Below are 13,973 nucleotides of genomic sequence, written 5' to 3'. Positions count from 1 at the left end.
CGCAGGAGCATGCCTTCATCCGACGGCCGCGCAGCTGAAAGACGTCACCGTCGAAGTCAACGCCACGCCGTCGTATCGGTATGACCGCCGCTCGCCGGGCGCCAGGGCGGGTCTGCGGTGCTGAGGGGGCCGACAGCTGAGCTCAGCCGTACCGACTTCGATGTTGCCAAGGTTGTCGCATGGTGCCTGTCGGCGTCCGTGTCGGGTTGTTCTGGTTTGATACCGGAGCATGACGCGCGAGCACCCTGCACTGGCCGGTTTGGAGTCCGTCGCCTGGCATGAACTGGGACATGCCTACGGCCCTGCAGTGGACACGCCTGAACTGCTGCTGTTGTTGACCTCCACATCCGACGACGAGATCGGGGACGTGATCGAGGCACTGAATAGCAGCCTGTGCCATCAGGGCACGGTCTATCCTGCGTCAGTAGCCGCCATCGAGTTCATGGCCCGGCTTGCTGTCGGCGGGATCCACACCGTCTCGCTGCTGGAGCTGCTCGGTGCGATCGCGGGAAGCGACGACCCTCATGGTCTGGATGCCCGGGACGCCGCCCGGCAGGCGGTTGTCGCGCAGCTGGATCTGCTGATGCCACTGACCGAGCACGGACAAGACCGGATCCGCTCGGCGGCGATCGCTACCTTCGCCGCCACTGGTTCCTCAGATCGGGTAGTAGCTGTACTGCGGCGAAGGTGGCAGGTCGAGACCGACCGGGCGATGCGCTTGGACGTGCTCTGGGCGGCGATGGAGGCCGATGTGGCACTGGCCGCCGAACTGGCCGAGGATGTACTCGAAGACGCCTCCGCCGCGCTGCGGATGGCAGCGGCGCTCGCACAGGTACAGGCCGGACGCGCCTGGAGCGAACGACTCCTAGCAGCCGGAACGGCCCGGATCCCCGAACGTGCCGCCGGTTCGGGGTGGACCCGCGAATACCGCTTGTTCGGCGCGCTGGTCAAGGCGACAGCCGAGCACTGCGGCACGCAGGCCGGGATCGACTTGGTGGTCGCGGCCCTGGAAAACTCCCACGAAGGCCCCGGCGATACGCTCGCACGAGCGCTGGGCGGCGCCCGGCATCTGGTGCTGACCTACCGCTGCGCCGTCGACCCGCTGATCGCCGTCGTCGCGGAACTCGTCGGCACCGACACGTCGGGCCAGGTGGCACTGGGAATCCTGGAGGTCGCCGACGAGCGATCCCATGCCGATGTCGTGCTCGCTCTGGCTGAGCAGCGTAACCTGGGCGACCTCGCCGATCGAGCACTGGCTTGCCTGGTGCGACTGGGCGAACCGCGGGCAACCGAACTGTTTGCACAGAACCTGCCAGACCGTCCACGAGCTCTGGGCGCGGCCGTCGGATTCCCGTTCGGCCCGACCGATTCCACCCTCGCGTTCGATGAGCGCCTGCTGTCCGCGATCCGCGACCGACTGCGCGCGCTCGGCGCCTCCAACGGCGACAGTCGCCCTTCGGACCTGGTCACGAACGTCCGCAATCACAACGAGCCAATCCACCTTGCCGAGATCTTACGCCACTGGGGTCCTGTGGCCGAACCCGCAACACCCGAGCTGATCGGGCTGCTCGGCCAACGACCGCACCCGGCAGCGCAGACGCTGGGCGCGATCGGCCGCGCCGGGACCGAGTGCATCGCCGCACTGCGCGCTGCCGCTGGCCAAGCAGGGATATCCGACCAGATCGCCGTTGGACGTGCGCTGCTCACCCTCACCACAGACCCACAGCCGCTGATCGCAGCCATCTTGGAAGGGCTGGGACGCCAACGCTATGACCTGCAGGTAGCGGCGCAAGCCGCAGCAGAGCTCCCCGAATACCGCGACCTACTCGCGTCCCGGATCACCCAGGCCCTGGACACGGCCCGCGCCCCGAGCTCGACCCGCCCCGACCTGCAAGCACGCGTCACGCTGGCACGGGCCCTGTGGCGTCACACCGCGGACGGCATCCGAGTGCTCCCAGTACTGCGTGAATCCCTGCAGCACACCGATCTCGCCTTCGGCGGGTGGCTTCAGGCCGACGCCGCCAACCTCGCGGCCGAACTCGGCGCCGGTGCGACTGAACTGATCCCCTCACTAGAACAACTGCTGTCCGATCCCGTCACCGGCCCGTCGGCCGTTCACGCGCTTCTGGCCATCGATCCGGCCGCAGCCGCCTCAGAACACAGGCGGGACAAACTCTCCGCGTACCTAACCATGGCCATCACCGACGGGCGTGCGACCCACATCGACCGCGCCCTGGATGTGCTTAGTGAACTCGGCGCACCCCTGCCGGAACCGGCCGCAAGCCGTCTCCGCACGCTCATCGATCAAGACCGGCGGATCTCGTCAGGAACGCCGGAGGAGCAGATCGTGTCCGAGGACAAGCGCCTCCGGCAGAGAATGAAAGATCTCCTCAACGGCTAAGGCCACGGTTTTCGCCACCGTGCCGCATGATCGTCAGGACACAACATGGCGCAACCCAGCCCGCCTAACTTTGACAGGATATTCACCGACGGCGTCACCGGCTCGTTCCTGATCTCCGTTGAAGAGATCGGGAAACTCGGTCTACCGAGTGGGCGGGTGTTCGCGTGCGACCCGTTTATGGAGCTCGATCAGGATGGTCCGGTGGCGTTCGGCGCTATCGTTGCGCCAGGCAGCTACCCGGTGCATGTTGCCCGGGTTCAACGGCTGGACTCGCCCTACCCGAGGGTTGTCGCCGTGAAGCTGGCCATCGCCGACGAGCCGGTAACAGCTTGGGAGCTCGACACCGAGCGCCCCGGCTACGGCGTCGATGCTGGTGCCGGCTGCTTCATCGACCTCGACTCGGTGGCCGTCTTCAACCGCCTTCACCAAGCCGGGGACGAGAGCCCGGTCCGCCGGATATTCCGGTCGACCACGAGCACGGCGAGGGCTTCGATCGTCACCAACGCCACCAGCGGACACAGCATGGCGATCTTCAGCACAGGTCTCGGGGACGGGTACTACCCGACGTGGATCGGCCGCTCCGCCTCCAGGCAAGTTGCGTGTTTCATCACCCAGTTCCTGGACCCCGACGCATAGCCGAGAAACGTCGAGTGGATCCAAACCTCCCGGAACCCGATCTTGTGTCAAAATTCGATAAGGACAGCTTCCAGCGCAGGTCAGGCGCGGCACATCACCTCCCTGTAAATCCGTCGCGAAAGCTTCGAAGGTTCGAATCCTTCACCTGCCACATCGGAAATCGCCTCTGACCGGAATTCTGGCCAGGGGCGATTTCGCATTTTACCGGCGACCTCGTGACACATCGGCCGACCAGCGACATCGCTATCGACATCGGCGTCGAACATCGGCGTCGAACATCGCCGGCGATCCGCCCCATCCGCGAGAACCAACCCCCGTACGGTTGACCGCTTAAGGTCGCGCCGCGCTCGCCATTCGCGCGCCGCCGACTTCCGTTGCGTATCGGCCCGCATGATCGGCGGGACCTCTTCGCACCTCTGAGCCGGTGTCGGGGCGCAAAGCCGTCGATAAAGCGGATGAGCAGCCACCGATGATCGTCACTGTGCGTCACCGGCGGGGCGCTGTGAATCATCCAAGGTCAGGGGGCTGCGAATGTCTGTGGTTTGGCCGCGCCATGTCCGGCGTTAACACTTCGGTCGCCGCTATGACGCAGTGGGCTGGGACCTTCGGCCTGCACGGAACTAGTGTTCGCGGACGGCCGGACTACTGATTCTCCTCCGGCGTCCGGTCCTTGTGGGGTGTGGGGGAGGTATCGGGCTCATGGCACATACTCGCTTTCACGTCGGGCCTTCGCAGACCGCGATCGCCGGGCCGGGTTCGGCGGCGCTTCCGGCGTGGCGCCTGGTCGGCGGGAACAACCGGGTTCTGGGTCGTGCGCCCGGTTGCTTCGAGGACTTCGAGACCGGGTACGCGGCCATTCTCTTCCTGCGGGAGCGGATCGCCGACGCGGTGCCCGTGCTCGGCGTCGCCGCCGACACCGGGGGGCGGACGTGGCGGCTGGAGATCGACAACGTGGTCGTCGCGCGGTCGGCGCGGACGTATCTGCGGGGGCGGGAGAACCTTTACAACCTCGCCCACTTCCTCGACTCCGTCCTGCTCGCCGAGCTGCCCGCGTCCACCCGGGATGAACGCGGCCGGGCGTGCCTGGCATGACGGAACAAACCATCCCGGCGGCCGAGACGGTAGTCGTCGACCTGCCGCCGGTGACGGGCACGGAACCGCCGCGCGCCGTACGTCTGCGCGCGCGTGGCGGCGACCGGGTCTTCCTCACCGTCCTGGCCGGCAGCGGGATCCTGGTCCTCACCATCATCGCCGTCATCGGCGGCTTCCTCGGCACCCGCGCCTCGCAGGCGCTGCGGGTGGCCGGAACCGGCTTCCTCACCACCGCCGCGTGGTCCCCGGGGAACGGCACCGGCGGCGCGTCCAAGTTCGGCGTGGCCGGGATCCTGACCGGAACGATCCTCATCGGGCTCGTCGCGATCGTGATCGCGGTGCCGCTGGCGTTCGGTACAGCGCTCTACATCTCCGAGTACGCCCCGCCCCGGCTGCGATCGCTGTTCACCAGCCTCATCGACCTGATGGCCGCGGTGCCGAGCGTGGTCTACGGCCTGTGGGGCTTCCTGTTCCTGGAGCACCGGGCGGTCGGCGTCGCGCACTGGATGGCGACCTATCTGGGCTGGATCCCGGGGTTCCACGTCACCGGCGCCCGGGTCCGCGACCCGCTGGCGCCGCTCACCGTCTACACCGCCTCGACCTTCATCGCCGGCCTCGTGGTCGGCCTGATGATCACCCCGATCGTCAGCTCCCTGATGCGCGAGTCGTTCTCCCAGGCCCCGCTGGGGGAGCGGGAGGGCGCCTACGCGCTCGGCGCCACCAAGTGGGGCATGATCCGCACGGTCGTGCTGCCGTTCGGCCGGGGCGGCGTGATCGGCGGCGCGATGCTCGGGCTGGGCCGCGCGCTCGGCGAGACGATCGCGGTGTACATGATCATCTCGCTGGTGTTCCGCATCCAGCCGCACATCCTGCAGGCCGGCGCCAGCTCGGTGGCGGCGCTGATCGCCGCGCACTACGGCACGGCGACGCCCTTCGAACTCTCCGCGCTCATGGCCGCCGGTCTCGTGCTGTTCCTGCTCACCCTGGTCATCAACCTGGCCGCGTCGGCGATCATCGCGCGCAGCCGGTCCGGAAGGGACAGCGGCTGAGATGACCGCCATCGCCGAGGACGTCGAGGGCTTCGAAAACATCGAGAACATCGAGAACACCGAGAACATCGAGGACTTAGAGACGCAGGACTCCGACGAGACCACCGTCCCGCCGGAACCGCCCGAATCGCCGGAGGACGGCGCCCCGCCCGAACGCCGCCGCCGTGTCCGGCGCCTGAAACCCGACGCCCTGTTCGCGCTCCTCGGCGCCGCAGCCGCGGCCGTGAGCCTGACCGTCCTGATCAGCGACTGGTTCGCACCGTTCTCCGGGCCCCTCGGCTTCGTCGTCCTGTGCTATCCGCTGTTCCTGATCTGCTACGGGATCCTGGTGTGGACCGACGAGAGCGGCCCGATCCTGCGCGACCGCCTGATGGCGGTGGTGACGCACTCCATCGCGATCCTCGTGTTCTGCGTCCTGGTGCTGATCGTCGGCTTCCCGATCTGGGGCGGCGTGAAGTCGCTGACCCACCTGAACTTCTACACGCAGGACCTGCGGGTGGCCGGCCCGGTCCAGCCGATCTCGATCGGCGGCGTGCGGCACGCCGTGATCGGCACGGTCGAGCAGATCACGATCACCCTGGCCATCACCGTCCCGCTCGGCATCGCCTGCGCGGTGTTCATGAACGAGTCCCCGGGCCGGCTGGCGAACCTGGTGCGGACGGTCGCCGCGGCGGCCACCGCGCTGCCCTCGATCGTCGCCGGCCTGTTCGTCTTCGCGCTGCTCATCCTGGAGTTCGGACTCCCCAAGTCGGGGCTGGCCGCGGCGCTCGCGCTGAGCATCATGACGCTGCCGATCATCATCCGCGCCTCCGACGTCGTGCTCCGCCTGGTGCCCGGCCATCTGAAGGAGGCCTCCTACGCCCTGGGGGCCAGCCGCTGGCGGACCGCGCTCCGGGTCACCATCCCGACCGCGCGGTCGGGACTGGCCACGGCGGTGATCCTGGGGGCGGCCCGCGGCATCGGCGAGACCTCGCCGGTGCTGCTGACCGCGGGCTACACGCAGTACACGAACTACGACCCGCGCCGGGGCCCGCAGACCTCGCTGCCGCTGGCGACGTTCAAACTCGTCACCTCCGGCCAGCCGAACTACATCACGCGCGGGTACGGCGCGGCGGCGCTGCTGATGCTGCTCGTCCTGGTGCTGTTCGTGGCCGCGCGGGCGGTCGGCGGCAAGGGCGCGGGGCAGCTGAACCGGCGGCAGCGCCGGCGCCGCACCGTCTCGTCCAGGCGGGTCCAGGCACGGTTCCTGGCGCGCCGGGCCGACCACGGGACGGCCGGCTTCGAGGCGACCGGCCTCGCGGCGATCGGCTTCGCCCCGACCGAGCCGGCCCCGACCGACCCCGCGCTGACCGACCCCGCGCCGACCGGTCCCACAGCGACCAGTCCCGCCGCGACCGACCAACCCGACCCCACGGAGCGCCCTTCATGAACCGCCAGCACCCGCGGCGCCGTCGATCGCCGCGTGGCAGACTCCTGCTGCTCGGCGCGGCCCTCGGCCTGCTCGGGACGCAGCTGGCCAGCCCGCAGGCAGCGGTGGCGACGCAGTACGCGCCGATCGCCGGCGCCGGATCCACCTGGGCCGAGAACGCCGTCAACCAGTGGACCAGCGACGTCGCGCAGTACGGCATGCAGGTCAGCTACACCGGCTCCGGCTCCTCCGACGGCCGCAACCAGTTCAAGGCGGACCCGGCCACCGTCGACTTCGCCATCTCCGACATCCCCTACGGCTCGGTCGACAACGGCACCCTGGACGTCCTGCCGACCAAGCCGTTCGCCTACATGCCCGTGGTGGCCGGCGGCACGGCGTTCATGTACCACCTGGACATCGGCGGGCACCGGGTGACGAACCTGCGCCTGGACGACCAGACGATCGCGAAGATCTTCACCGGCGGCATCACCAGCTGGAACGACCCGGCGATCGCGAAGACCAACCCCGGCCTGACGCTGCCGGCCCGGCAGATCATCCCGGTGGTGCGCACCGACGGCTCCGGCACCACCGCGCAGCTGACGGGCTGGATGGCCGCCGAGTACCCGGGCGTGTGGGACGCGTTCTGTTCCGCGGCCGGCCGCGTGGTCGCCCCGCACTGCGGATCGACCTCGTTCTTCCCGCCGGCGCCGGCCGGATCGGCCTTCATCTCGCAGTCGCTGGACTCCGGGGTCGCCGGCTACGTCGCGCAGCCCACCTCGGAGGGCGCGATCACGTATACCGAGTACTCCTACGCGATCCAGTCCGGATTCCCGGTCGCGAAGATGCTCAACGCGGCCGGCTTCTACACGCTGCCCAGCGCGTCGAACGTCGCGGTCTCCCTGACCCAGGCACAGATCGACCAGGACGCCTCGGATCCCACGAAGTACCTCACCGAGAACCTGTCGAACGTGTACGGGTACTCCGACCCGCGGACGTACCCGCTGTCCAGCTACAGCTACATGGTCATCCCGCTGTCCACCGCGCCGCCGTTCAACACGGCCAAGGGCCAGACGCTGAGCGCCTTCGGCTACTACCTGCTGTGCCAGGGCCAGAGCACGATGGCCCCGCTCGGGTACTCGCCGCTGCCGATCAACCTGGTCCAGGCCGGCTTCAACCAGATCAAGAGGATCCCCGGGGCGGTCGTGCAGAACATCGTGATCTCCTCCTGCAACAACCCCACGTTCTCAACCAGCGGGGTCAACACCCTGGTGGCGAGCGCCGCGAACCCGGCGGCCTGCGACAAGGCCGGCGGCACCCAGTGTGCGGACGACGGGGTGACCGCGATCCCGGTCGGCGCGGCGGGCGGCTCGTCCGGCGGCTCCGGCGGCGGCTCCTCGGGAGGCTCGTCCGGCGGTTCGGGCGGCGACAACGGAAGCGGTGGAAACGGCACCGGCGGGGCGACCGGCCCGGTGACCGCGAGCGCTTCCGGCAAGGGCGGCCCGTCGGCGCATCCCAGTTCCACGAGCCATGTGGTCACCGTGCCGACCACGCCGAGCTCTCCCCCGGTCTCGCTGGACGCCGCCGACGCCGCCGCCGAGCCGGTGTCCGTCGGCAACTCGCTCGGCGATTCGCTCGGCGCCTACCTCGCGGCCGTGGCGGCGGCTCTACTGCTGGTCACGGTCTTCGGTCCGCCCTTGGTGTCCCGGCTGCGGAAGGGGCGCCGATCATGAGGGCCCTGACGCTGTCCCGCAAGATCTCCGGAGTCTTCGCCGTCTGCGTGGCGGTGTCCGGACTGCTCACGGGTCCCGCGCAACACGCCGTCGCCGGGCCGCTGCACAGCGCGGCGCAGGATCCGAGCTCGTCGGTGACCAGAACCGGCACCGGCGCCTTCAGCGGCATGGCGGTGACGGTCGACAAGACGCAGAACCTGATCAACGAAGCCGTCGGCGTCAGCTGGTCCGGCGCGCCGACCACCCTGCCGTCGAACAACAACACGAACTTCGGCGCCGACTACCTCCAGATCATGCAGTGCTGGGGCGACGCCGCGACCGGCCCGGACGCCTCGCAGTGTGAGTTCGGCGGCACGACGCTCGGCGGGCCGACCACGCGGCGGCTGAACAACCCCCAGTTCCCCGATCCACTTCTGCCTCCGGCCGTCGCGAATGACCCGAACCAGGAGTACGAGGATTTCCTCCCGGCCCCGACGACCGCGCCGACGACCGCCTACCAGGCGCCCGCGCCGACCAAGGACCCGGCGCACATCGCCACGTCCTTCGACAGCTCGAACACGAACGAGATCCCGTACGCCCGGACCTACGCCAACGGCACCGGCCACGTCTACTTCCAGCTGGACACCGTCCGCGAGTCCCCGGCGCTGGGCTGCGGACAGCCGGTCGCCGACCCGACGGCGCCGGGCGGCACCAGGATCGAGCCGTGCTGGCTGGTCGTGGTGCCCCGCAGCACCCTGGAGGCCGACGGCAAGACCACCGTCGACGGCACCAACATCGTGCTGCAGACCTCGCCGCTGTCCCCCACGAACTGGGCCAACCGGATCGTCTTCCAGCTGACCTTCCAGCCCGCCGCCTCCGCCTGCACCATCGGCGCGAACGAGGTGCAGATCGGCGGCGACGAGATACTGGCCGAGGCGATCAAGAGCTGGGAGCCGGGGCTGTGCGCCAAGAACCCCAAGGCCCCGTTCAGCTTCTCGCAGATCGGCGGGGACGCCGCACGCCAGCAGCTCGGCTCGCCCAGCCCCGGCTTCCAGTTCGTCTCCAAACCGGTCGTCCCGACCGCGGGCACGCCGTTACCGAAGATGCTCTACGCCCCGACCGCGATCTCCGGGCTGACCATCTCGTTCTACATCCAGAGCCAGGCCGTCGTCCCGCCACCGGGACAGCCGCCGAATCCGCCGGCGGCCCAGAACGGGGTGCAGATCACTCGGCTGAATCTCAACGCCAGGTTGCTCGCGAAGCTGGTCACGCAGTCCTACCGGTGGGGCGTGGACTCCTCGGTCGGCACAGAGCAGGGCGCGGCGTCGGACCTGGCCAAGCAGAATCCGCGCGATCTGACCGTGGATCCCGAGTTCCTGGCGTTGAACCCGCAGTTCAAGGGCCTGAGTTTCTCCGGGGGGATCCCGTCGGTGGTGGTGCCGTTCGGCAACGCCGACGCCTACACCGAGTTGTGGACGTGGCTCAAGAACGACCCCGCCGCCGCGGAATTCCTCAACGGCGTCCCGGACAACGCCGGGAAGTACGGTCAGCCCGGCTACACGGGCATGACCCTCAACCCGAACTACCTCCGGACGCAGTTCCCGATCGAGGACTTCCCGACGACCGACCCCTACTGCCGGCCCACGGTGTATCAGGACCCCACGCATGCCGGTACCCATAACCAGCAGGCGCCGCTGTGCGGCCTGGCGCTGCACCCGTACCCGGTCACCATGCACGACGGGGTCCTCAACGCCACCAAGGGCAGTCTGGGCCTGCGCGTCACGTGGAGCCCGAACAGCGCGGACATCGGCTCCTGGGGCCCGACCCCGCCGCAGCCGGACGGCCAGGTCGCGATCCTGGTGCTGGCCGACGCGCCGACCGCGGCCCGCTACGGCCTGCCGACCGCAGAGCTCTGCGACGACAAGGCCGGAGTGCCGGATCCGCTGCTGGCGCCCGGGCAGCAGCACCCGCAGGGGGACCTCGACGCGCACTGCGTCGCGCCGACCGCCGACGCGCTGCTGAAGGGGGCGGCCGCGGCGCAGCCCAGCCCGGCCGCGCCGACGATGCTGGTCGCGAATCCCAGCGCGATCGACCTCGGCGCGTATCCGTTGACCACGCTCACCTACGCGGCCACCGTGCCCAGCAAGCTGACGAAGGCCGACGGCACGCACTACGCCGATCTGCTGGACTACATCGCCGGCGCCGGACAGGTCCAGGGACTTGACCCGGGCGACCTCCCGCCCGGCTACGCGCCTCTGCCGGCCGCCATGGCGGCCCAGACGGCCGCCGCCGCGAAGTACCTGCGGACCGCCGCCGGCGTGCCGGACACCGCCCCGATCGGGACGCCGCCGCCCCGCAGCGTGCCGGTGCAGCACCCGCCGCTTCCGAAGCCGACGGGTCCCGGTCCTCCGGTCGTCGTACAGGGCACCATGCCGGCCGCCGACGTGGCGCTCTCGGCCGGGACCACTCCCGCCCTGGCGATCGGCACGATCCGCTTCCTGGTGCTGGTCTGCCTGCTGGCGGCGGGGGCGAGCGTCCTGATCGGTCCCGGACTGCTGCGCGTCGCGCGACGGACGGCGGCGGCGGACGGCTACGAGGACGACGGCGACGGCGACGGCGACGGCGACGGCGAGGAGGACGAGGACGAGGACGGGGACGGGGACGACGGTTCGGACGACCTCGAAGAGTCCGAGGACCCCGACGCCCCGGACGACTCCGAGGACCCCGACGGCACCGAGGACCCCGACAGTCCCGAACCCGCCGAGGACCCCGAGCCCGCCGACGATCGCGAAAGCCCGGACGAGGGCGCGATCGGCGACGCCCCGAACGTCCCGGCATCTGAGAGTCCTGGGACAAACCCGTCCCAGGGACCGTCCCCCTCGAAGGGAACAGGACAGTGAACCAGAAGGCGAAGAAGCTCGCCGGCCTCAGCGTCGTCAGCGCCGTGGCGTTGTTCGTGCTGGGCGCGGCGAACTCGGCCCAGGCCGACCCGAGCGGCGCGCCGCAGTTCCGGCAGCTGGCCGGCGTCGGCTCGGACACCACCACCCCGGTGATGAACGCGCTGTCGAACGACATCACCATCGGCGGCACCAAGGTCGTCGGCTCCTACGACGCCACCGGCTCGACGACGATCGCGACCCAGGCCGCCGCGGCCTGCCAGTCGCTCGCCCGTCCGAACGGCTCCGGCGCCGGCCGCACCGCGCTGCTGCAGTCGCTGGCCGCGAACAACGGCTGCCTGCAGTTCTCCCGCTCCTCCAGCCTGAACCTCGCCGCCACCGGCGGCGCGCAGCTGACCTACGTGCCGTTCGCGCTGGACGGCGTGACCTACGCCATCACCGGCAACGACGTCACGATCCCGCGCAACCTGGACCTGGCCACGCTGCAGTCCATCTACACCTGCAACCCGGCGGTCGTGGGCACCGCCCCGAACTTCGCCATCACCGCGCAGCTGCCGCAGGCCGGATCGGGCACCCGCTCGTTCTGGGAGGGCAAGATGGGCATCACGGACGCCGACGTGGTCGCCGGCAAGTACGCCTGCATCACCGACAAGTCCCACGGCCAGCCGATCGAGGAGCAGGACGGCCGCGTGCTGACCGACACCTCGATCATCCCGTTCTCCATCGCGTCCTACGACGCCGAGGAGTCGCAGACCATCCAGGACGTGCGCGGCCAGGCCGTCCTCGGCGCCATCGGCGGGGTCGCCGCGCAGCAGATCAACTCGACCTTCCCGGTGACCCGCGAGGTCTACAACGTCATCCCGACGACGGACACCGCCACCGCGCCCTGGAGCACCACCTTCGTCGGCTCCAACTCCCTGGTCTGCTCCGACTCCGCGACGATCCAGAAGTACGGCTTCACCGTCGCCTCCGACTGCGGTAGCACCACCAACGTTACCGCCCCGTAGTGACGGCCGTCCGGCCGCTCACGTCCCGCACCACGTAAACAGATGAGGAGAAGCACCTTGTTCAGCAACAGGTTCGTCCGCTACGCGGCGACCGCGGTTGCGACCGCCACCGCGGTCGGTGCGATGACGGTGCTCGGCGCCGCCACCGCGTCGGCCGCCACCGGCACGCTGACGTTCTCGCCGAGCTCCGGCGCCGACTCCCAGGTGTTCAACATCAACACCTCGGACGTCTGCCCCGCGGCCGACCCCGACATCGTCGGCATCATCAGCGGCGGCAACTTCCCCTCCGGGGCCGTGGCCGTCAAGAAGGAGCCGGTCTCCGTGCTCCCGGCCGGCCCGAACGGCGCCGGCTACGCGATCGCCATCTCCAACGACCTGCGGACCCTGGCGACCTCGTACTCGGTCACCAAGCTGGACCCGAACGCGTCGGGGACGACCCCGTACACGATCGACATCCAGTGCGTCCCGGCTCTGGGCACCACGGTCGGCGGAGACTTCTCCGGCCAGCTCACGTTCTCCAGTGAGACCGCTTGGAGCTCGGCGTCCAGCAAGGCGACCACCACCACGCTGGGCCTGGCTCCGACCAGCCCGGTGACCTTCGGCTCGCAGGTCACGCTGACCGCGACCGTCAACCCGGCGGCGGGCACCGTCGTCTTCCTGGACGGCACGACCGCGCTCAACGCGACCCCGGTCGCGGTGGCCAACGGCACGGCCACCTACCAGACCAGCTCGCTGTCGGTCGGGACGCACTCCATCACCGCCGCGTTCACCTCCACCGACGCGAACTTCTCCAGCTCGACCTCGACGGCGTCCTCGTACGTCGTCAACCAGGTCGGTCCGGTCGCCACCACCACGTCGCTGATCGCCACCCCGGGTTCGGGCCAGGTGCAGGGCGGCAACGTCAACCTGACCGCGAGCGTCCAGCCGGCGACCGCCGCCGGTTCGATCGCGTTCATGGACGGCACCACCACGCTGGGCACGGTCGCGCTGACGAACGGCTCGGCCGCGTTCAACACCACGACCCTCGCCCTGGGCACGCACAGCCTCACGGCCTCGTTCGTACCCACCAACACGACCGCGTTCGGCGCCTCCGTCTCGTCGGCGGTTCCGATCACGATCACCAAGTTCGTCCCCCCGACCACGACTGAGACCATCACGACGACGGTCGACGCGGGGTCGCTGAACATCAGCGTGCCGACCGGCCAGGTCACCCTGCCGGACCCGGCGCTGAACAGCACCGGCACCCTGTTCACCACCTCCGGCTCGCTGGAGACGGTGACCGTCACGGACAACCGCGCGGGCAACCCGGGCTGGACCGCCTCCGGCCTGGCCACGGCGTTCTCGCAGACCGGCGGCACCGCCCAGATCAGCGCGGAGAACCTCGGGTGGACGCCCGGCCAGCCCACCGGCTCGGCCGGCCAGACCCTGACCATCGGCCCGGCCGTCGCCCCGGCGAACGGCGTCCCGGCCGCCGACAACGGCACCGCCGGCCTGTCGCAGTCCCGGACCCTGGTCTCCGCCGCCTCCGGCGCGGGCCTGGGCACGGCCAAGATCGGCGCGTCGCTGGCGCTGAACGTCCCGACCACCACCACGGCCGGCACGTACCAGAGCACGCTGACGCTGACGGTCATCTGATCCATCGGATGGAGCGCTGTCACGTTCACCGATGAGTGAGGAGCGGCGGCCGGGCACCGATACCGCCCGGCTGCCGCGCCCCCGACGGCGCCCCGCACAGCCCCCGCACCCCCGTCGAGAGTAGGACCTGTCTCTTATA

At 69.9% G+C, this 13,973-nt stretch carries 9 protein-coding genes; all 9 read left to right on the top strand.

Features of this window, described 5'->3' with window-relative positions:
- The first annotated feature begins 229 nt into the window (after positions 1-229).
- The 9 genes from GWK61_RS06885 to GWK61_RS06845 all read left to right on the top strand — a co-directional run bounded on the left by GWK61_RS06885 (position 230) and on the right by GWK61_RS06845 (position 13,834).
- On the top strand, positions 230-2,401 hold the full coding sequence (locus GWK61_RS06885; RefSeq protein ID WP_194906176.1) for a coiled-coil domain-containing protein: 2,172 nt from the start codon (positions 230-232) through the stop codon (positions 2,399-2,401).
- A 45-nt stretch (positions 2,402-2,446) separates the two neighbouring features.
- Positions 2,447-3,037 (top strand): DUF4241 domain-containing protein, encoded by a 591-nt coding sequence (locus GWK61_RS06880; protein WP_194906174.1) that lies wholly within the window; start codon positions 2,447-2,449, stop codon positions 3,035-3,037.
- A gap of 699 nt (positions 3,038-3,736) precedes the next feature.
- The gene (locus tag GWK61_RS06875) at positions 3,737-4,129 is read left to right on the top strand and encodes a hypothetical protein (RefSeq protein WP_194906172.1); all 393 of its coding nucleotides are present in this window, start codon (positions 3,737-3,739) and stop codon (positions 4,127-4,129) included.
- A complete protein-coding gene (gene pstC, locus GWK61_RS06870; RefSeq protein ID WP_228561866.1) occupies positions 4,126-5,178 on the top strand; it encodes a phosphate ABC transporter permease subunit PstC in 1,053 nt (350 codons plus the stop codon). The genes GWK61_RS06875 and pstC overlap by 4 nt, the downstream gene beginning before the upstream one ends.
- A gap of 1 nt (position 5,179) precedes the next feature.
- Entirely contained in the window at positions 5,180-6,607 is a 1,428-nt protein-coding gene (gene pstA / locus GWK61_RS06865; RefSeq protein ID WP_228561865.1) for a phosphate ABC transporter permease PstA, read from the top strand.
- Positions 6,604-8,316 (top strand): phosphate ABC transporter substrate-binding protein PstS, encoded by a 1,713-nt coding sequence (locus GWK61_RS06860; protein ID WP_194906170.1) that lies wholly within the window; start codon positions 6,604-6,606, stop codon positions 8,314-8,316. Before pstA ends, GWK61_RS06860 begins: the two co-directional genes overlap by 4 nt.
- Entirely contained in the window at positions 8,313-11,195 is a 2,883-nt protein-coding gene (locus GWK61_RS06855) for a hypothetical protein (protein WP_194906167.1), read from the top strand. The genes GWK61_RS06860 and GWK61_RS06855 overlap by 4 nt, the downstream gene beginning before the upstream one ends.
- The gene (locus GWK61_RS06850; RefSeq protein WP_194906166.1) at positions 11,192-12,199 is read left to right on the top strand and encodes a hypothetical protein; all 1,008 of its coding nucleotides are present in this window, start codon (positions 11,192-11,194) and stop codon (positions 12,197-12,199) included. The genes GWK61_RS06855 and GWK61_RS06850 overlap by 4 nt, the downstream gene beginning before the upstream one ends.
- 57 nt (positions 12,200-12,256) lie before the next feature.
- Positions 12,257-13,834 (top strand): Ig-like domain-containing protein, encoded by a 1,578-nt coding sequence (locus GWK61_RS06845; protein WP_194906164.1) that lies wholly within the window; start codon positions 12,257-12,259, stop codon positions 13,832-13,834.
- Positions 13,835-13,973: the final 139 nt, after the last annotated feature.

The organism is Catenulispora rubra (assembly GCF_015356825.1).
In the GTDB taxonomy this organism is placed as follows: domain Bacteria; phylum Actinomycetota; class Actinomycetes; order Streptomycetales; family Catenulisporaceae; genus Catenulispora; species Catenulispora rubra.
The sequence above is the reverse complement of the archived record's forward strand: the minus strand, read 5'-3'. Positions and strand labels throughout refer to the sequence as shown.